The organism is Streptomyces sp. cg40, from assembly GCF_050320165.1.
Classification (GTDB): domain Bacteria; phylum Actinomycetota; class Actinomycetes; order Streptomycetales; family Streptomycetaceae; genus Streptomyces; species Streptomyces hokutonensis.
In genome coordinates this window covers 5279032-5296807 of record NZ_CP190128.1, presented here as the reverse complement: position 1 = coordinate 5296807, position 17776 = coordinate 5279032, and the positions used below count along the sequence as shown (strand labels likewise).

The 17776-nt window shown below is 67.9% G+C and carries 18 protein-coding genes and 1 pseudogene; 8 read left to right on the top strand and 11 right to left on the bottom strand.

Translation table 11 applies throughout. The annotated features are described in order from the left end of the window. Positions 1 to 61: 61 nt before the first annotated feature. The 3 genes from ACQHII_RS23470 to ACQHII_RS23460 form a co-directional block, all read right to left on the bottom strand. Complete coding sequence (locus ACQHII_RS23470) at positions 62 to 2350, bottom strand: type IV secretory system conjugative DNA transfer family protein (protein ID WP_427921149.1); 2289 nt, start codon at positions 2348 to 2350, stop codon at positions 62 to 64. Between the two features lie 200 nt (positions 2351 to 2550). Continuing rightward, positions 2551 to 2841, bottom strand: coding sequence for a hypothetical protein (locus tag ACQHII_RS23465; protein ID WP_427921148.1), 291 nt, complete (start codon positions 2839 to 2841; stop codon positions 2551 to 2553). 5 nt (positions 2842 to 2846) lie between these two features. Continuing rightward, a complete protein-coding gene (locus tag ACQHII_RS23460) occupies positions 2847 to 3170 on the bottom strand; it encodes a hypothetical protein (RefSeq protein WP_427921147.1) in 324 nt (107 codons plus the stop codon). A 174-nt stretch (positions 3171 to 3344) separates the two neighbouring features. Between ACQHII_RS23460 and ACQHII_RS23455 the strand changes: the two genes are divergently transcribed. Then, a complete protein-coding gene (locus ACQHII_RS23455; RefSeq protein WP_427921146.1) occupies positions 3345 to 4031 on the top strand; it encodes a hypothetical protein in 687 nt (228 codons plus the stop codon). 374 nt (positions 4032 to 4405) lie between these two features. On the opposite strand, the gene ACQHII_RS23450 is transcribed toward ACQHII_RS23455, so the two are convergent. The 3 genes from ACQHII_RS23450 to ACQHII_RS23440 are packed head-to-tail and all read right to left on the bottom strand — an operon-like array spanning position 4406 to position 5833. Continuing rightward, positions 4406 to 5026 carry an ATP-binding protein gene (locus ACQHII_RS23450; protein ID WP_427921145.1) on the bottom strand — a complete coding sequence of 207 codons (621 nt, stop codon included), beginning with the start codon at positions 5024 to 5026 and terminating at the stop codon, positions 4406 to 4408. Further along, complete coding sequence (locus ACQHII_RS23445) at positions 5023 to 5409, bottom strand: hypothetical protein (RefSeq protein ID WP_427921144.1); 387 nt, start codon at positions 5407 to 5409, stop codon at positions 5023 to 5025. Before ACQHII_RS23445 ends, ACQHII_RS23450 begins: the two co-directional genes overlap by 4 nt. Beyond that, the gene (locus ACQHII_RS23440; RefSeq protein ID WP_427921143.1) at positions 5399 to 5833 is read right to left on the bottom strand and encodes an ATP-binding protein; all 435 of its coding nucleotides are present in this window, start codon (positions 5831 to 5833) and stop codon (positions 5399 to 5401) included. The genes ACQHII_RS23445 and ACQHII_RS23440 overlap by 11 nt, the downstream gene beginning before the upstream one ends. 209 nt (positions 5834 to 6042) lie before the next feature. On the opposite strand from ACQHII_RS23440, the gene ACQHII_RS23435 reads away from it, so the two are divergent. Further along, positions 6043 to 6912, top strand: coding sequence for a helix-turn-helix domain-containing protein (locus tag ACQHII_RS23435; protein ID WP_427921142.1), 870 nt, complete (start codon positions 6043 to 6045; stop codon positions 6910 to 6912). Continuing rightward, entirely contained in the window at positions 6909 to 7121 is a 213-nt protein-coding gene (locus ACQHII_RS23430) for a DUF397 domain-containing protein (RefSeq protein ID WP_427921141.1), read from the top strand. Before ACQHII_RS23435 ends, ACQHII_RS23430 begins: the two co-directional genes overlap by 4 nt. 222 nt (positions 7122 to 7343) lie before the next feature. On the opposite strand, the pseudogene ACQHII_RS23425 reads toward ACQHII_RS23430, so the two are convergent. Both ACQHII_RS23425 and ACQHII_RS23420 read right to left on the bottom strand, forming a co-directional pair. Further along, positions 7344 to 7472: pseudogene (locus ACQHII_RS23425) on the bottom strand (HhH-GPD-type base excision DNA repair protein); the annotation flags it as partial. A 126-nt stretch (positions 7473 to 7598) separates the two neighbouring features. Beyond that, a complete protein-coding gene (locus ACQHII_RS23420; RefSeq protein WP_427921140.1) occupies positions 7599 to 8312 on the bottom strand; it encodes a siderophore-interacting protein in 714 nt (237 codons plus the stop codon). A 97-nt stretch (positions 8313 to 8409) separates the two neighbouring features. Here ACQHII_RS23420 and ACQHII_RS23415 point away from each other — a divergent pair, with 97 nt between their 5' ends. The 4 genes from ACQHII_RS23415 to ACQHII_RS23400 all read left to right on the top strand — a co-directional run bounded on the left by ACQHII_RS23415 (position 8410) and on the right by ACQHII_RS23400 (position 14288). Continuing rightward, positions 8410 to 11082, top strand: coding sequence for a GNAT family N-acetyltransferase (locus ACQHII_RS23415; protein WP_427921139.1), 2673 nt, complete (start codon positions 8410 to 8412; stop codon positions 11080 to 11082). Between the two features lie 9 nt (positions 11083 to 11091). Then, on the top strand, positions 11092 to 11559 hold the full coding sequence (locus ACQHII_RS23410) for a cupin domain-containing protein (RefSeq protein WP_427921138.1): 468 nt from the start codon (positions 11092 to 11094) through the stop codon (positions 11557 to 11559). Further along, positions 11547 to 12323 (top strand): SDR family NAD(P)-dependent oxidoreductase, encoded by a 777-nt coding sequence (locus ACQHII_RS23405; RefSeq protein ID WP_427921137.1) that lies wholly within the window; start codon positions 11547 to 11549, stop codon positions 12321 to 12323. Before ACQHII_RS23410 ends, ACQHII_RS23405 begins: the two co-directional genes overlap by 13 nt. 192 nt (positions 12324 to 12515) lie before the next feature. Further along, on the top strand, positions 12516 to 14288 hold the full coding sequence (locus tag ACQHII_RS23400) for a copper resistance CopC/CopD family protein (protein WP_427925394.1): 1773 nt from the start codon (positions 12516 to 12518) through the stop codon (positions 14286 to 14288). Between the two features lie 14 nt (positions 14289 to 14302). Here the strand turns inward: ACQHII_RS23400 and ACQHII_RS23395 are convergent, their stop codons facing one another. Beyond that, positions 14303 to 15181 (bottom strand): haloalkane dehalogenase, encoded by an 879-nt coding sequence (locus ACQHII_RS23395; protein ID WP_427925393.1) that lies wholly within the window; start codon positions 15179 to 15181, stop codon positions 14303 to 14305. After that, complete coding sequence (locus tag ACQHII_RS23390) at positions 15178 to 15981, bottom strand: SDR family oxidoreductase (RefSeq protein WP_427921136.1); 804 nt, start codon at positions 15979 to 15981, stop codon at positions 15178 to 15180. Before ACQHII_RS23390 ends, ACQHII_RS23395 begins: the two co-directional genes overlap by 4 nt. Positions 15982 to 16089: 108 nt before the next feature. Between ACQHII_RS23390 and ACQHII_RS23385 the strand changes: the two genes are divergently transcribed. Beyond that, positions 16090 to 16698: a TetR/AcrR family transcriptional regulator gene (locus ACQHII_RS23385; RefSeq protein ID WP_427921135.1), complete on the top strand. Its 609-nt coding sequence runs from the start codon at positions 16090 to 16092 to the stop codon at positions 16696 to 16698. A gap of 7 nt (positions 16699 to 16705) precedes the next feature. On the opposite strand, the gene ACQHII_RS23380 is transcribed toward ACQHII_RS23385, so the two are convergent. Further along, positions 16706 to 17674, bottom strand: a complete 969-nt coding sequence (locus tag ACQHII_RS23380) for a cytochrome c oxidase assembly protein (RefSeq protein ID WP_427921134.1) — start codon at positions 17672 to 17674, stop codon at positions 16706 to 16708. Between the last annotated feature and the right edge of the window lie 102 nt (positions 17675 to 17776).

Here is a 17776-nt window from a genome sequence, read left to right as displayed (position 1 = left end):
GCCCAGGGCTGGCCTAGGGTTGTCCTAGGGGGTTCGCCTAGGCCGTCGTGACGGCTCATGCTTAGTCGTTCCATGCTCGACCACCGAATTTCCGTTTCGTCTTTGGTGCACTCGGAGCAGCGTTCGTGTGCCGGTTGCGGATGTCCGCCTCGACCTCGGCAACCGGTCGTGCGTACTTGGTCCGTGATGCTTCACGAATCCGCTCAGCAAAGCCGGTCGGTTCTACTGGCGGCAGCGTCATGCCGGTAACCGGCGAACTCACACCGTCCGTCGTGGCAAGGCGCATGATGACCTCGTAGCGCTGAAGGTTCATGAAGTCATCCGGCGTGACACGGCGGCCGAATTGCTTGGCGAAGTAGTTAGCCTCGTCGGCGCCGGTTTGGAAGACGACTTTAGACCTCGCGTTGTTCTGTGTGGCGTCCTGAAGCTCACGACTCAACTGCCCAATGTATTGGTGCGCCACCGTGACCGCTAGGCCCATGCTGCGGGCCTGTGCAAACCAGTCTGCAGGCGAGATCGGCAGGTTCAAGAAGTCTTGGAACTCATCGAGGTACAGCATGGTCGGGTTGTTTGGATTGGCGGCACCTCGTTGCACGGTGCCCCAAATGGCATTGAGTAAGAGACTGCCGAGCAATCCAGCTGTCGGCGCACCCTCGGTTGAGCGACCGAGATTAACCAGCAGGATCTTACGGTTCCGGATGATGTCTTGTAGGTCGATGCTGCTGTTGCTTTGCCCGATGATGTTCCGGATAGCAGGGCGGTTATTGAGCTGCCAGATCCGGTCTGAGATGGGCTTGAAGTAGTTGTCCCGGTGAGCACGCGGAAGGTTGGTGATTTCCTGCCACCACATGGCCAGCTCCTCGACGTGTGAGACGCCACGGATCAACTGGTCGGAGAACTGTGCTTGGTTGGCCCTAGGAACGCTGAGCGGCCCGATGTCGGCGAACGTCATGGGTCGGGTGGCGTTCTTACTCATCAGGAGCGTCAAGATGAGGTGGTAGAAGCCTTGCCGTACGCGGATACCTTTTGCGTCTTGCGGGTACAGGTGGTCGAAGAGTCTTTGGATGTCCGTCGCCACCACCTGAGGGGCACCCTGCAAGATGTTGAAGGCAGGCGGGTAATCGGTGTCGGTCACGTCCACGAGCACTATGTCTTTGAGACGGTGCTTTGGCACGGTGTTCAAGACGCTGTTGTACAGGTCGCCCTTCGACTCGATCAGGATCACGCCTCGGTTCGCCATCATGTTCTGGTAGATGAGGTTTTGAGCTACCACAGTCTTACCGGAGCCAGTCGGCCCAACAATCTGCATGTGTTGTGCTGCTTGTACGGGGTCGACTGCGATCAAGCGGTCGTCCTGCGAGAAGTTGGACCGGGCGATCACCAGTCCCTTGCGTGGGATTGAACCGGTGGCGGCAAGCTGACGCGTGCGTCCCCTCGCAAGTCCGGCGACATGTGGGTCACCGAGCGGCCACCCTGTCAGGCCGACCAACTCAGTCGTTGAGTACCGGCCGGGAAAGAGCAGGGGACTACTGGCGTGGTCGATACGCTGTGCGACGCGCTTAGTTGAGACGTACCGGTTGCGTATCCGGTTGTGTGGACTGCCGGTGCTTGAGAACACCTTGCGGACGTTCGACACGAGCAGGCGTGCCCGCTTGGTCGAGTTGGCTCGTGCTGCAATCCGGATGACGCCGAGAAAGCTTGCTTCAGCGGCGCGGGCACGGCGGTCGGCTATCTCGTCCTTGTCGGCAGCCTTGGTCCCTGTGAGCAGGTGACCGACGATGCTGAAGTTGGTACTGCTGATTTCGCGCGTAGGCACCGGTGGTCGCTCCCGTACTGCAGGAGACAGCACGTACTGCACGACCAACGCTTCATCGCGTCCAAGGCCCTGGAAGGTGCCAAGGATGCTGTGGGCTATAGCGGTTAGATCAGGCAGGCTCAAGCTGCGACTTGGGTTGGACTGTCCAAGCTCCACCGCGGCGGTCCAGCCGGCCTCGGGCTCCTCCTGGTCGTCCTCCGTCACGTTGATGCCCGGAACCAAGGTGCGCAGCTGCTGCCCGATGTAGTCGGCGTGTTGCTTGGGAGCCAGGAGCCGGTGACTGATGCCGCGCTCGGTGGCCAGGTTTTCCAGTACGACGGTCGTGCTACCGAAGAGGTGGCCGCCTCTTGGGAGCGTGCCACCAAGCGAACGGAACCAGTTGGCTACTTGGTCGGGTTCCAAGTCTGCAGGGAAGTGCAGCTTAAAAGGGATGTGCCCGCTTGCCGAGGTCTGCATGTCCTTGAATTCCATAAAGCCCACACCTATGAGAGGGGCGGAGGCGGCAGATAACGTCAGCAATTCGGGAACACTCACGCAGGACATTTTCTCATACCTTGCGTGAGTGTTGCCCGAATTCTTTTACCATCTCATCGTGCGGTGGATGATGTACCCCATCACGGTGACGACGACCAGGCCGCTAATTGCGTAGGGCAACATCGGTGCGATGGTCCACCACACCACCCGGACGCAGATCGCTGCGAGAAGCAGAGTGACCAACATGGCTCGGGCCTTCTTCATGGACGCCTCGAACTGCGGCGGCCTCGGCCTGCACTTTGGTGGTCGCGGACAACGGTCCGCATCCGGTCGATGGTGTCGCCCCGCAGGCGTCGACGGTTGAGTTCATAACTCTGCGCCGACGACAGCAGGTTGGAGATGGCTTTCTTGTTGGCTTGCCGGACGCTGCGGGCTGTCTGCTTGGGTCTCCGGTTCCAGAGGTATTCCTCTATCCAGAACCACACCAGCAGCACGGCGATGCCGACAACGAGGATGACGGCGCCCAGCCCGTAGTGGAGGAGGGTTTCCATCACCCTCAACGCCCGAAGGAACGAATGTCTTGCGAGGTCTGCCGGGCGAAGTCCTGCACGATCGGGATCAGCAGGGAAGCGACGAACTGGTCGCCCGCCGCCAACTGCTGTGCGACCTCAACGACATCGGTCACGTCGCGCATGCCGTCCTCGACGATGCGCTTCCGGAACATGGCCCGCAGTTCGGTGTACTCGCCTTCACCCGCCAGGCGGGCCAGGTCGAGCGTCTGGGTTTCTTGGACCGTACGCAGGCCACGGGCGACGCGCCTAGACACTTCTCGTCGCCCGCCAGCTTGGTTGAAGTTCCTCAGTTCCAGCTCACTGGCCATTAGAACGTCTCCTTCTACGGGTTCACCGCGGACCGGCTTGGTCCGGGGCTTCAACCTGCCGCCGGCCAGGGGGTGAAGTCACTGCAACCAAGCTGCAAGGAGGCGTTCTGCAGTGGACTTGCAGTCGGTCCGTTGATCCGGGCAACCTGTTCCAGCAGCTGAGGGGGTAGAACCATGGGCATCTACGAGGACGTGACGTCGAGCTTGGCCCAGTTGCGCCGAGGCGACGGGCTGACGCCGGAAGCACTGGAGGACCAACACGTCCTGCTCCGCATGTTGAACGCCGACGACCAAGAGGATGGGGCGCGGCGGCTAGCAGCACTGATCGACGAACTTGGTGACGGCCACCAAGCAGTGGCACTGCGACACGCCTTGGCTGTCGGGGTACCGCGTAGAAAGAACGTAACTGCCCGTCGGAAGGCGGCCATCGAGGATGGTCACTTCTACGGGTCGGAACGAGCGCAGTTCTACGCCGAGAACCAGGCCATCGAGCAACTGGCGCGTTTGATAGTCACCCAAGCTCAACCCGAGCTACCTGATGATGTAGAGCCACTGGCACCCCACGTGCCCCCACGGAATTGGGAGCCGCCACACCGAACAACCTTCTGGGAGTCGGTTCGCTCCTCCCTTCGTCAGCCGCGAAAGCCAGAGATTAAAACGTTCTACTGGACGCTTTCGCCTACGGTGGCCGGTGAGCGTGCCTGGAATAAGTACATACACCTGGGTGCCGAGGAAGCGTTTGCCGCTCGGGACAAGGCCATGATTTGGGCAGCTCACCTACAGGCTTTCGCTTGGTTCGCCCCGTTGTATCTGCTGCTCGTGTTCATAGCCGTGGTCGCCGCAACGCCCCGCGTCCGTTAGCCGGTCGCGGGGCGTTCCTACTTCTTGTGGTCTCTTCGCTTCACGTAGCGCAGCCACCGTGTAGCAAGTGGTCGTGTCATCCGAGATCCGCCACGAGGCGGTAGGTGAAGCTGTTCAAGTTGCCAGGCACGGCGGCCGGTTGCGAACCAATGTCGTTGCTGCATCCGGAAGATGCAGTGATGGCAGGCGTACAACTCGACCTTCGTGTCCGTGGCCGTGATGTCGCCGACCAACGCCACGGGCACGCGAAACGCTTCGCAGCGGAAGCACGCCCCGTAGTACCAGTCGAAGACGCCCCATATTTCGCCTGGCTTCATCGGGCACCGCCGTGCGGTGCTAGGTCGAGCCGATCAACGGTCAGCCGGCCATCGGTCCTAGGTCGCATCGTTCACCCGCGACGAGAGTTCGGAGTCGATGGTCGTCTTCGTCAGCCAGTCGAACAGGGCCGTACGTGCCTGGTTTTCAACCGGACCTCGTGGTGCACGGATGCCGGGACCGAGCAAGAGCGGCCGATGTACCGGCTTGAGGGGTGGCGACTCTAGGGGGACGCCGAGGGGCAACTCAGCCCAGACGATTTTCCCGCCGACAGGGGGCCGGTAGATGCTCCGCCGTTTCGAGAGCACGTCGACCAGGAGTAGGCCACGCCCGTTGGTGGCCTCAAGGTCCGGGTTCTTCCTGACGGGATCGCCGCCACTCCTGTCCCAGACCTCGACGTACAGACTGGCTCCGAGTGCTCGGAGCTGCATCGCGACAACGTGTTCGTCGGTGATCTGCCACGACTTCGGTTGCGGGCTGGTGATGCCGGTTGCCTTGATGGCGTTGGTCGCCAGTTCGCTCATGATGAGCGTCGCGACGTCGATGTGCTCCTCAAAGTGCCACTGCTCCAGCGTGTGGCGGACGAACATCCGTGAGACAGCGACGGCTGTAGGGACGGCGACCAAGCGGATCGAGGAGACGAGTAGGGGGATCGGGGTGACGTTGTTGTTGGCGGTCATGTCGTCCCGCCGTCCTCAGTCGCAAGCGGGCACGACATCTCTTCCTCCTTGGTAGGAGCGGCGATCCATACCCGACCGCCTATGTCTTGTTGGAGCAGGTTTTCTGCGAGGTACGCCAGCGAGGGCAAGGTGTTGAGGTGCTGGCTGGACGGCACGACCACGTTGCGTATGTCGTGGCGTTGGCAGTAGTGCGTCATGGCATCGAGGGCTGCTGTGTAGCCGGGCTGCTTCTCGATGAACACCAGCGTCAGCGTGAAACCCTCGCGTGCGCTGAGCGCGCACATGTCGGCTATGAGGCGCTGTTCAACCTGATCGTCAACACCGTCCAGCCGACGCAGGTAGCCAGCGCAGAGCGGACGGTGGTTGATCGTGTCACCGGTCATGGGGTTCGTCCTCCTTCGAGGACATGGCCAACTCGGCCCACACCGTTTTGCCGATGACCCGTTGCGTGACGCCCCAGCTCTCAGAGAGCGCAGCCACGATCTTGAGTCCGCAACCACTTAGGGCAAGGTCGCTCGCCAGGGTGTCGGAGAGGATCAGGTTCGGGGTGCCGGTTGCAGCGTCGCGAACTTCTACGCGCAAGAGGTCGTCATCAAGGTGGTAGGCCACCAAAACGTACGTTCCCCGGGTTGCCCGGCCATGGATTACCGCGTTCGTCACCAGTTCGGTGACTACCCACTCTAGGGAGTCAGCGACGTGCGGAGGTAAGCGCCAGTCGAACGCGACGGCTCGGGCCTTAGCACGAGCAGCCGGTACGGAGGGGCGACGTCTTCTATACCGCACCTGCAATGACCTGGGTTCAGCCATACTTGGGTCCCCTCGGACGGTTCGCGGGCGGGCGAGCGACGAAGCCGACGTCAGGCGAGCAGACGTCCCACCACAGTAAGTACTGTGCATGGTGGAGACCCTAAAGTGTCAAGTCCCCACTTTGAGTGGGTCCGAATGCTTGTTGCCCTCACGGTGAGGCGAGCGGCACACTTGACCTGCAAGAAGGAGTAGGAGAGGCGGCCGGATCGGTGCCCATCAACAACAACCCGACGTTCCGTCAGCGGCGACTTGCCCGGACGCTCCGGGAGCTTCGCAACGCTGCTGGGCTGACCCATGCCGACGCTGCCAAGGTGCTTGGTTCGGCGGAATCAAAGGTTGGCCGGATCGAGAACGCGCAGTCCGGCATCCGTCTGCCGGACCTCCGGGCACTCATGGACGCCTATAACGTCGTCGATCCAACCGAACGGTCCGCGATCGAGAAGCTGTCGCGTGAGGCCAAGCAAAAGGGTTGGTGGAGTCGGTACGTCAACGTGGTCGACCCGGCGTACGCGGCTTACGCCGCTGTCGAGTGGGACGCGTCGGAGCTCTACAACGTCGAGACCAACCTTGTACCTGGTCTGCTGCAAACCCCGGAGTACACCGAAGCGCTCATCAAGCTCCAGGCGCCGGACGCTACCAAGGAGAAGATCGAAGCGCAGATCAACGTACGGCGGGAGCGTAAGAGCATCCTGACCAGAGACAGCCCGCTACAGCTGTGGGTGATCGTCGCGGAGAACGTGCTCTACCACCAGGTCGGCAGTCGCGACGTGATGCGGGCACAGCTTGAGTCCTTGATCGCGGACAGTAGGAAGCAGAACGTCGAGCTTCAGGTGTTGCCGCGCGAGGACCCGATGAACGCCTGTCTCTTCGGACCGTTCGTAATCATGAGCTTCCCGACCTCGGCCGAGACAGACGTCGTTTACACCGAGTCGCCAACAAGCACCCTCTACTACGAGGACGCTGCGGACGTGGAGACGTACACCACGCTGTTCCGTCGCCTCAACATGGCCGCAGCCAACGTCAGCAAGTCCCGGGCGCTCATCACTGACGCCCTTCAGGAAACGGAACAGGGCCGATGAAGCCAACCATCCAACCCACCTTGCTGGAGTGGGTGAAGTCGTCGTACTCCGGCAACAACGGCAACTGCATAGAGGTGGCCGTTCTGCCTGGTGGCGGTCGCGCGTTGCGTGACAGCAAGGACCCGTCGGGACCGGTGCTGACGTTCACGAACGCTGAGTTCACGGCGTTCATCGACGGAGCCCGCGACGGTGAGTTCGGCGAGGAGTAGCCGCCAGTACACTCCCAACCTAAGAGCGCTCGACCGCCGCCGTGGTCGGGCGTTCTTTTGCGTCGTGATCTTGCTTCGTAATACCGAGTCGCCTCGCTGCTGCCTAGTGGGCACCTTCTATGCGGCCTGAGCCGCACCCTCCGAAACGCTCACAGGGGCGCTGAGCAGGGGATTTGGGTCATCGTGGCACCCTGTCGACGCGCGCCCGGCAGGGATAAACTGGGGGCTCGTCCACGTACGTCGTATGTGAATACGCTGGTCGAGCAGCATCCCGACCAGCGCGGCGAGCGGGGAACGGCCGAGGAGCTCGTCGGCCTCGGGGTCCTGGGCGAGGTGAAGGGTGACGTCCATGGGTCGATTCTGGCGCGTCCGGGGTCGGGACGCCTCCCTGTGCACGGGGAGGGTGCCTTGTAAAAGTGTGTCACTTTGCGTGAAAAGTGACACACTTTTTTTGAAGAGGGTCCCCGTCGGCCCGCCTCAGGTGGCCCGCCAGTACCCCAGCGCGTGCACCCGCTCCCGCCGTACGCCCAACTCCTTGCGGACGTACGAGGACAGCGCCCGGGTCGTCGTCGTGTCGCAGGTGATCCAGACGTAGGGGTCGGGGGTGGCCCGCAGGAGGTCGGGGAGTTCCGCGCGGACGCGCTCGGTCAGCCGGCCCCTGGGGAGCGCGCGGATCTCGTGCCGGTCCGGGGCGGTGCGCAGGGGGAGTCCGGCGGGCTCGCCCTCGAACCAGATCGTCGCCGGGACCGTCGAACCCACCGCCCCCAGCAGGGAGTTGACGGCGGGGACGGACGCCGGGTCGCCGATCGCGAAGAGGTGGGAGGGGGCCGGGTCGGGGGTCTCGAAGCCGGTGCCCTGGACCGTCGCCCCGATCGTGTCGCCGGGCTTCGCCGACCGCGCCCAGTCGCTCGCGTGCCCCTCGTGCAGGGCGAATTCGAGGCCGAACGTGCCGGCCGCCGGGTCGGGGTCGACCAGGGTGTACGCCCGCTGGTGCGGCTTGCCCGCGTTGTCGAACCAGAGCCGGACCCACATCGTCGGATGGACGCCGGTCGCCGCGAGCATGCCGCCGTCGGTGAGGTGGAGGCGGCGGTAGTGCGGGGTGACGTCCTCGGCCCTCGTCACGGTGAACTCGAAGTCCTTGGCGCGCAGCAGCCGGAGAACCGCGCCCTCCCATCCGCGCCCCTGTGCCATCGTCTCTTCACCCTTCGCGTACGCTTTCACCACCATTAACTTAGGCAAGGCTAACCTAAATCACAGCCTCGAAACAGGGAAGTAGAGGGTTCACAGGGTGACGACCCAGATCTACCGCGATGCCTGGGGAATCCCCCACCTGCGGGCCGACAGCGCCGGTGAACTCGCCCGCGCCCAGGGCCGCGTCACCGCCCACGACCGCGCCTGGCAGCTGGAGACCGAACGGCACCGCGCGCAGGGCACCTCGGCCGCCTTCCTCGGCATCGGCGCCCTGCCCTGGGACCTCTTCGCCCGCCGCGCCCGCCTCGACGACACCGCCAGACGCTGCTTCGCCGCCCTGGAGAAGCGGGACCCGGAGACCGCGCGCTGGGTCCGGTCGTACGTCGACGGTGTCAACGAAGGCCTGGGAGAAGGGACTTCGGCTCCCGAGTTCGCCGAGTCGGGGCTGACGCCCGGCCGTTGGGAGCCCTGGACCCCGCTCGGGGTCTGGCTCGCCACGCACATCCTGTTCGCCGGGTTCCCGGCCAAGCTGTGGCGCGAGGAGGCGGTACGGCACCTCGGGCCGGACGCCGTCGGCCTGTTCGCCACCGACGGACCCGGCACCTCGGGCAGCAACGGCTGGCTGGTGAGCGGGGCACGGACCACGACCGGCCTGCCCGTCCTCGCCGGCGATCCGCACCGCTTCATCGAGGACCCCGGCGTCTACCAGCAGGTCCACCTCTCCTGCCCGGAGTTCGACGTCGTCGGCCTCGCCGTACCCGGTGTCCCCGGCATCGCCCACTTCGGCCACACCGGCACGGTCGCCTGGGCCATCACCAACGCGATGGCCGACTACCAGGACCTCTACCGGGAGCGCCTGCGCCGCACCGGCGCCGGTGTCGAGGCCCTCGGCCCGGACGGGAGTTGGCGGCGCGCGGTCCGGCACACGGAGACGGTCGAGGTGGCGGGCGAGGCACCCGTCGAGGTCGAGGTCATCGAGACCGAACGAGGGCCGGTCGTCATCGGCGGGCCGGAGGGCCTGGACGGCGGAGTCACCGCGCCGCCCGGCACCCCGCCCCTCGCCATCAGCCTCCGTTACCCGCCCCGCGTCACCGAGGACCTCGGCTTCACCACCCTGCTCCCGCTCCTGCGCGCCCGCCAAGTCGCCGACGTGGACCGGGCGTTCGACGACTGGGCCGAACCCGTCAACGTCGTCCAGGCCGCCGACACCGAGGGCGGACTGCTGCACCGGGTGGCCGGAAAGGTCCCGCTGCGCGCCGAGGCCAACCGCACCCGGCTCGTCCCCGCCTGGGAACCCGGCCACGAATGGCACGGCTGGCACGAGCCGCCCCGCGCCGAACCGCCCGCCGACGGCATCGCGGTCATGGCCAACCAGCGCGGCCCCGCCACCCCGCTCGGCGTCGAGTTCGCCCCGCCCCACCGCGCCGACCGCATCGCCGAGCTCCTCGCCGAGCGCCCGCACTGGTCGGCCGCCGACATGCCCGCGATCCACATGGACACCCAACTGGGCTCCGTCACAGCCCTGTTGGACCATCTGGCCGCCCTCACCGACCTCACGCCCGAGGCCACCGCACTCCGTGACCGGCTCCTGACCTGGAACCGCCGCATGGACGCCGACAGCACGGACGCCGCCGCCTACGCGGCCGTGCGCGGCGCGGTCGTACGACGGCTCGCGGCCCACCCGGCGTTCGCGGCGCCGGCCGAGCCGCCCGCGTACCCCGAGGTGTTCCTGCCGTGGCTCGCGCTGCTCCCGCGCGTGGGCTTCGCGCTCGAACACCTGCTGGGGACAGGGGAGTTGTACGGCATCGACCGGCCGGAGGCTGTACGGGCGGCGGTCGAGGAAGTCGCCGCCGCACCCCTCGGCACCTGGGGCGACACCCACCGCCTGACCCCCTGGCGGACACTCGCCGGCACCCCGACTCCCGGGCCTGGCCTGTCCGGTGACCACGACTGCGTACTGTGCACCTCCTCCGTGCCCGGGCTCACCGACCTGAGCGCGCGCGGCCCGGCGGCCCGCTTCGTATGGGACCTGGCCCGGCGGGAGGACAGCCTGTGGGTGGTGCCGCTGGGCGCGTCGGGGCTGCCCGCCTCGCCGCACCACCGCGACCAACTCCCCTTGTGGCTCAAGGGAGATCTGGTCCCGGTGATCACCGACTTCAGCCGTCTCGAACCCGAGCCGCCCGCTCGCCGCCCGGTCCACGAACAGCACGTCGACGGCTTCGGCACCGTCCGCATCCTCCCCCTGGACCCCGAGGCCGACGCCGCGACGATCCACCGCTGGGTCAGCGAGGAACGGGCCGCGTTCTGGGGCATGAACGGCCTCACCTGGGCCCAAGTCGCCGAGATCTACGCCCACATGGAGACTCTCGACACCCACCACGCGCACCTGGTGCTCAGGGACGACGAACCGGTCGCGCTCCTCCAGACCTACGAGCCCGCCGCCGACCGCGTCGGCGACTGCTACGCCGTAGAACCGGGAGACATCGGCATCCACCTCCTCCTCGCCCCCGCCGGACCGGAGGGCGTCCGCCCCGGCTGGTCGGCGGCGCTGATGGGTGTCCTCGCCGGGTACGTCCTGCTCGGCCTGGACCGGCGTCGGATCGTGGTCGATCCGGATGTGCGGAACGAGAAGGCGATCGCGCGCTTCCTGCGGCAGGGATTCGTGGCGGGCCCGAAGGTGGTGCTCCCGGAGATCGACATCCCGGACGTGTTCCTGCCAGAGAAGCACGCCCAACTGGCGTTTCTGCCTCGTGAGGTGGCCTTCCCGTAGCCTGCCGGAGTGACCCCAGAAGACCTCGTCGCCCACTACGACCTGGAGCCGATTCCCCGCGAGGGCGGCCTGTTCCGCCGTACCTGGGCGGGCCCGGAACGGTCCGACGGCCGCCCCGAGGGCACCGCGATAGTCGCCCTCCTCGCCGCCCCGGACTTCTCCGCCCTGCACCGGCTGCCCGGCGACGAGGTCTGGCACTTCTACCTCGGCGACCCGCTCGAACTCCTGCTCCTCGCCCCCGACGGCACCTCCCGCACGGCGGTCCTCGGCCCGGACGTCCTGCACGGCCAGCACGTCCAGTTGACCGTGCCGGCCGGTACCTGGATGGGGGCGCGGGCGCTCGGCGCGTGGACGTTCTTCGGCTGCACGATGGCGCCCGGCTTCACCTACGAGGGCTACGAGCACGGCGACACCGCAGAGCTGACCGCCCGCTACCCGGCCGAGGCGGCCCGCATCGCCGGGCTGTGCCGCCCGTGAGCGGCCTGCTGGCGGGCCAGGTCGCCCTGGTCACGGGCGCGGGCGGCGGCATCGGCCGGGGCATCGCCGTGCGGTTCGCCGAAGAGGGCGCGGCGGCGGTCGCGGTCCACTGTCGTACGGCGGTCGGGGCGGCGAGCGAAGTGGCGGCCCGGGTAAGGGAGTTGGGCGCCGAGTCCGTCGTACTGCGAGCAGATCTGAGCGACGAGGAGGCCTGCCGGGCGCTGGTGCGCGAGGCGGCGGAGTTCGGTGGTGGGCGGCTGACGGCGCTGGTCAACAACGCGGGTGTTCAGCCGACGCAGCCGCTGGAGGGGATGACGGCGGCGGAGTGGCGGGCGGTCGTCGACACGAACTTGATGAGCGTGTTCGCGTGCACGCAGGCGGCGGCCGAGGTGATGAGGGAACACGGTGGCGGCACGGTCACGCACATCGCGTCCATCGAGGCGAGCGCCCCGGCGCCGCTGCACGCGCACTACTCCGCGTCCAAGGCGGCCGTGGTGATGCACGCGCGGTCGGCCGCCCTGGAGTACGGCCCGTACGGCATCCGCGTCAACACGGTCTCGCCCGGCCTGATCGACCGGGAGGGACTGGGGGAGGCCTGGCCGGAGGGGGTGCGGCGGTGGCGGGACGCGGCGCCGACGGGGCGGCTCGGCCGCCCGGAGGACGTGGGCGACGCGTGCGTGTTCCTGGCGTCCCCGCTCGCCTCCTGGGTCACCGGGCACGACCTGGTCGTGGACGGCGGAGTCTCGGCCCGGCCCACGTGGTGAGCGAAGGGAACGGTTCTTCCGTACATACCCCGAGGCCTGCAAGTCCGAAGACGGAGATATGACGTGCGCCGACGACGGAATGAGGGACAGCGTTTTGGACGCGACGGAGTCAACGGCGACTACGGAGTCAACGGCGACTACGGAGTCAACGGCGACCGCCGAGGCAGTCGGCGCCGAGGAGTTCAAGGGCTGGTGCTGCTGGGCACCGTGCTGGTCCTGCTCCTCCTCGGCAGCGCGGGCACCGCGTCCGCGCACGCCGCCCTCGAATCCACCGACCCCGCCGACGGAAGCGTCCTCAAGTCGGCCCCCCGCACCCTCACCCTCACCTTCTCCGAGTCCGTCGCCCTCCTCGACGACTCCTTCCGCGTCTACGACCCCGACAACCGGCGGGTGAAGACCAGCTCCGCGCACCACGCGAAGGACGCCGGCGACACGGCGAGCGTGACCCTCCCGGCCAAGCTCGGCACCGGCACCTTCACGGTCGCCTGGCGCGTCGTCTCGGCCGACAGCCACCCCGTCTCCGGCGCCTTCACCTTCTCCATCGGCAAACCCTCCGCCACCACCACCCCGATCAGCACGGCCCCGAACGAGAACCCGCTGACGGCCAGCCTGTACGACACGGCCCGCTACTTCGCGTACATCGCCGCGGCCCTCCTCATCGGCACTGCCACCTTCCTGGCCCTGTGCCGCCCCCCGAACCCCACGGTCCTCAACAAGCCGATCCTGACGGGCTGGTGGACCCTCCTGGCGTCGACCCTGGCCCTCCTGATCCTCCGCGCCCCCTACGAGGCGGGCACGGGCCTGGCCACGGCGTTCGACCCCGCCGCCTTCCCTCGCACGCTCACCACCCGCCCGGGTCAGGCCCTGGCGGCCCGCCTGCTCCTCCTCGCCGCAACGGCGGCTTTCCTCCTACGACTCCGGGGACGGGACCGGTTCGGACGGGTCGCCCTGGGGACGGGCGCCGCTCTGGCCGTCGGCTTGGCCCTGACCTGGGCGTCGGCGGAACACGCGTCCGCCGGCATCCAGGTACCGGTGGCGATGACCTCGGCGGTCCTGCACCTGCTCGCGATGTCGGTCTGGCTGGGCGGCCTCACGGCCCTCCTCACCGTCCTCTATCGCTCACCCGCCCTCGACGCGGCCCCGGTGACCCGCTTCTCCCGCCTCGCCTTCATCTCGGTCACCGTCCTGGTCGTCACCGGCGTCTACCAGTCCTGGCGCGGCCTCGGCTCCTGGAACGCCCTGACCGGCACGTCCTACGGCCGCATCCTGCTGGTGAAACTCGGCGCGGTGGCACTGCTGCTCGCGGCGGCGGCCTGGTCCCGCCAGTGGACGGCACGGCTGGCGGGGGCGGAAGTGCACCTCCAGGTCCCGGAGCTGGTGAAGACGGGGGCGGACGGAGCGTCGTCCGCCAAGTCCACCGGCCAGGGGCAGAGCGAGGGCGAGGCCCTCCCGGACCCCGGCGCCGGTGACGGCTCCCCTGACGGATACCGCCGCGGCCTGCGCCGCTCGGTCCTGCTCGAAGTCGCCGTAGGCGTCACCGTGTTGGTGATCACCACCCTGCTGACCAACACCCTGCCGGGCAGAGCGGCGGCGGAGGCACAACAGACGGCGACCCCGGCCGACATCCCCGCGGCCTCCGTCACCATGGTCCCCTTCCGCGTCGGCAACGCCGGCGGCAAGGTACAGATCACCCTCGACCCCGGCCGCGTCGGCCTGAACTCGGTGGAAGCGGTCGTCTACGGCCCCGACGGCGGCTTCGCCACGGTCCCCGAACTCCGCCTCTCCTTCACCCTCCCGGCCCAGAAGATCGGCCCCCTCGACGCCAACATCAAGGACGAGGGCGGCTACTGGGGCACCAACTCCCTCAACCTCCCCATCGCCGGCACCTGGACGATGAAGGTGACGGTCAGAACGTCGGACATCGACCAGGTGAGCGTGGAACGGCGGGTGCGGATCGTGCGGTAGCGGGGCACGGCTTCTCAGTAGAGGAGCCCGAGCCGCTCCGCCCACCCCGATATCGCCCCGGCGATCACCTCCGGCCGGTCCTCCGGTGTGTGGTGGCCGGCCACCGCGTCGGAGTGGTCGATCTCCAGGGCCGCGATGTTCGCGGCGCACCAGGCGATGATGTCCGGGGTCATCATCGTCCCGGCCCCGGGTGCGAACGTGAGCAGCAGTTTGGGTATGTCCGGGCTGGTCGCCAGCCAGCGGTCGTACGCCTCGATCCTGGTCACGACGTCTGCGGGTTCGCCGTCCAGTGGCATCGAGCGGGCCCAGCGCAGGAGGGGGCGGCGGCTTTCGCGGGTCGGGTACGGCTCTCGGTAGACGGCCAGGTCGGCTGCCGCGAGCGGGGTCGCGGAGGCGGCGGGCAGGGCCTGTTCGATGAAGGCGTTCTCGTCGAGGATCATGGCCTCGCCGATGTCGGCCGTCTTGATCGCCCGGAACAGCTCCCGGCCGCCCTCGGGGAACTCCTCCCAGGTCATCGGCTTCACGATGGTCTCCGTGAACGCGATGCCCCGCACCCGGTCCGGATGGCGCGCGGCCCAGTCGAAGGCCAGGGCGCCGCCCCAGTCGTGTCCGACCAGCACCACGTCCCACAGCCCGAGCGCGTCGAACCAGGCGTCCAGATAGCGGGCCTGGTCGGCGAAGTCGTAGGAGATGGGCGGCTTGCCCGACTCGCCCATGCCGATGAGGTCGGGGGCCAGGAGCCGTCCGGTCGTCAGGCCCGGCAGGACGTTCCGCCACAGGTACGACGAGGTCGGGTTGCCGTGCAGGAAGACGATCGGCACTCCGGTCCCCGACTCCCGGTGCGTCATGGCCGAGTCGAGGACGGGCGTCGCGTGAACCTTCGTCGCCGTCACCGGAACGCCGCCGCGTTGCGCTGCGCCCACGCCGCGAACGTACCCGGCGCCCGCCCCAGCACCCGCTCCACATCAGGGCTCACCCGCCGCTCCTCCTCGGTCGGCTCGCCCAGGATGGCCAGCGTGCCCTCGACCACGGGCAGTGGCATGAACCGGGCCATCAGCTCGTACGCCTCCGTACGGGACTGCTCCGTGAAGGTCACCGGCTCGCCCAGTGCCCTGGCTATCGCCTCCGCCCGCGCGCGGGGTGTCGTCTGCGCCGGACCGGTCAGGGTGTAGGTCTCGCCCGCGTGTGTGTCCTCGCGCAGGACGGTCGCGGCGACCGCCGCCACGTCGTCGGGGTCCACGAACGGCAGGCCCACGTCCCCGAAGGGTGCCGCCGCCGTGCGCCGGGCGCGGATCGACTCGGCCCAGGCGTACGCGTTGCTGTCCAGCCCGCCCGGCCGCAGGATCGTCCAGTCGAGCCCCGACTCCCTTACTGCGGCCTCGAATTGGCGGGGAAGCGCGTACACCTCCGGTCGTGTCCCCGCCCCCTGCGAGGACACCAGCACCACCTTGCGGACACCGGCCGCCTTGGCCACGTCCAGGACGTCGTACGGCCGCTCGCCCGCCGCCAACAGGAACAGCGCCTCCGCGCCCTCGAACGCGCCCCGCAGGGTCTCCGGTTCGGCCAGATCGGCGGCCACCGTCCCCGGTCCGCTGATGTTCCGGGCCACCGCCGTCACCGGGACCCCGTCCTCCTTGAGGATCCGCACCAGCGTCCGTCCCACGTTCCCGGTCGCACCCGTCACCACGATCATCTCGATACCCCCGTCGCCTGCGTGAACCGTTATGAGTTAGTTGGCTGACTAACTCCGTCGGGAATGACGCTAGCACGATCGACCCGCCCGTTGTCTATAGTTAGTCAGGTGACTGACTCAAAGGATTCCCGGCCCACCCGGCCCGCCCCGCCCCCTGCCATGGGCAAGCGGCAGCGGCTCACCACCGCCACCGCCCGGGTCCTGCACGAGCAGGGCGTGGAGCGCACGACCATCGCCGACATCGCCCGCGCCGCCGACGTCCCGACGGGCAACGTCTACTACTACTTCAAGACCAAGGACGAGCTGATCGAGGCGGCCCTCTCCGAGCACACCGGCAACCTCGCGACCCTGACCGCCCGCCTCGACCAGCTCCCCGACCCGCGCGAACGCCTCAAGGCCCTCATCGGCGGCTGGGTCGACCAGAAGGACATCGCGGCCCGCCACGGCTGCCCGATGGGCACCCTCGCCGTAGAGCTGGACAAGCGGTACGAGGACGGCCTCGATCTCGCCGCGGGGCAGGTCATACGGGGGTTGGTGAACTGGGTGGAGCGGCAGTACCGGCAGCTCGGCGCGGCCGATCCCGAGGGGCTCGCGCTCACCCTCGTCGCCGCCTACCAGGGCATGTCGTTGCTCTCCAACGCCCTGCGCGACCCGGAGATCATGACCCGCGAAGGGGCCCGGCTCATACGGGAGTTGGACGCCCTGCCCCTCACCTGAGGGACGTCTACCGCTGTCCCCGGAACCGCTGTGCGACCTCGCTGTTCTCGGTCTCCCACCAGGGGCGGACGAGTTCCGGGCCGTCGACCACGGCTTCCGTGGGGGCGATCCGTTCCAGCTCCGTGTCCAGCCGCCGGTCCAGCGCGACCGTCTCCGCGCGTTCCGTGCGCGCCCACTGCACCAGGATCGCGAGCAGGAAGGGGATCGCGACCAGTTCCGCGATGCCGACCATCGCGCCGCCGCCGAGCTGCTGGTCGTGCTGGACGTCCGGCGCCCAGGACGGGGCGTGGGCGAGGTACCAGGAACCGGCGATCAGCGTGCCGTGGGTCATCACCACGATGCCCGGCACCGCGTCGATGATCCCGTCGACGAACACCAGCGCCGCCCGCACCGGATGCGTGCACCATGCGGGCAGCGCCTCCTCGCGGGTGAGCACGGGCAGGACGAACAGGCTCCCGGCGAGCAGCAGTTGGAGGTACATGAGCTGGTGCAGCCAGCCGTTGGCCAACGCCGTCTCGAAGTACGGCGTGAAGTAGATCGTCAGCTCTGTGGTCAGGACGAGGGCCGTGCTGACGAGGGGGAACGTGAGCAGCCGGAGTACCCGGCCCGTCAGGGCTCCCTGCGCCCGCGCCGCCGCGCGTTCCGGCAGGGCGCGCAGAGCCAGCCGCAGCGGATCGCCGAGGGCCAGGCCGAGCGGGGCGATCAGGTCGAGGAGGACGTTCTGGACGGCGGCCGGCCAGAACAGCACCCGGTCGTACACGGCGAGCGCGGACATCGTGGCGACCACGATCGTGCCGAGCCCGAACAGCCCGAACGCGGCCGTCCGCGCCACCGGCCAGGACTCGTCCCGGCGACGAAGCCGCAGGACGCCCCAGCCGTACAGGCCGCCGAGGACCGCGACGACCAGCAGCGCGGGGACGTCCGCCTGCCAGGAGGTGAACAGCCGTCCCACGGTGAGCTGTGGCAGGTTCTCCATCGCGATCTACCTCCACCCACGCCTGCCGGACCTGCCGCAGCACTCTATGCCGCCGAGCGCCGCGGCCAGGACCCGCCCCCGGGGCGGAGCACCGTTCGATCG

Excerpts from the sequence above, each read along its gene's own strand:
- ACQHII_RS23465 (WP_427921148.1), bottom strand. The coding sequence starts at position 2,841 with ATGGAAACCCTCCTCCACTACGGGCTGGGCGCCGTCATCCTCGTTGTC.
- ACQHII_RS23460 (WP_427921147.1), bottom strand. The coding sequence starts at position 3,170 with ATGGCCAGTGAGCTGGAACTGAGGAACTTCAACCAAGCTGGCGGGCGA.
- ACQHII_RS23455 (WP_427921146.1), top strand. The coding sequence starts at position 3,345 with ATGGGCATCTACGAGGACGTGACGTCGAGCTTGGCCCAGTTGCGCCGA.
- ACQHII_RS23450 (WP_427921145.1), bottom strand. The coding sequence starts at position 5,026 with ATGACCGCCAACAACAACGTCACCCCGATCCCCCTACTCGTCTCCTCG.
- ACQHII_RS23445 (WP_427921144.1), bottom strand. The coding sequence starts at position 5,409 with ATGACCGGTGACACGATCAACCACCGTCCGCTCTGCGCTGGCTACCTG.
- ACQHII_RS23440 (WP_427921143.1), bottom strand. The coding sequence starts at position 5,833 with ATGGCTGAACCCAGGTCATTGCAGGTGCGGTATAGAAGACGTCGCCCC.
- ACQHII_RS23430 (WP_427921141.1), top strand. The coding sequence starts at position 6,909 with ATGAAGCCAACCATCCAACCCACCTTGCTGGAGTGGGTGAAGTCGTCG.
- ACQHII_RS23420 (WP_427921140.1), bottom strand. The coding sequence starts at position 8,312 with ATGGCACAGGGGCGCGGATGGGAGGGCGCGGTTCTCCGGCTGCTGCGC.
- ACQHII_RS23390 (WP_427921136.1), bottom strand. The coding sequence starts at position 15,981 with ATGATCGTGGTGACGGGTGCGACCGGGAACGTGGGACGGACGCTGGTG.
- ACQHII_RS23380 (WP_427921134.1), bottom strand. The coding sequence starts at position 17,674 with ATGGAGAACCTGCCACAGCTCACCGTGGGACGGCTGTTCACCTCCTGG.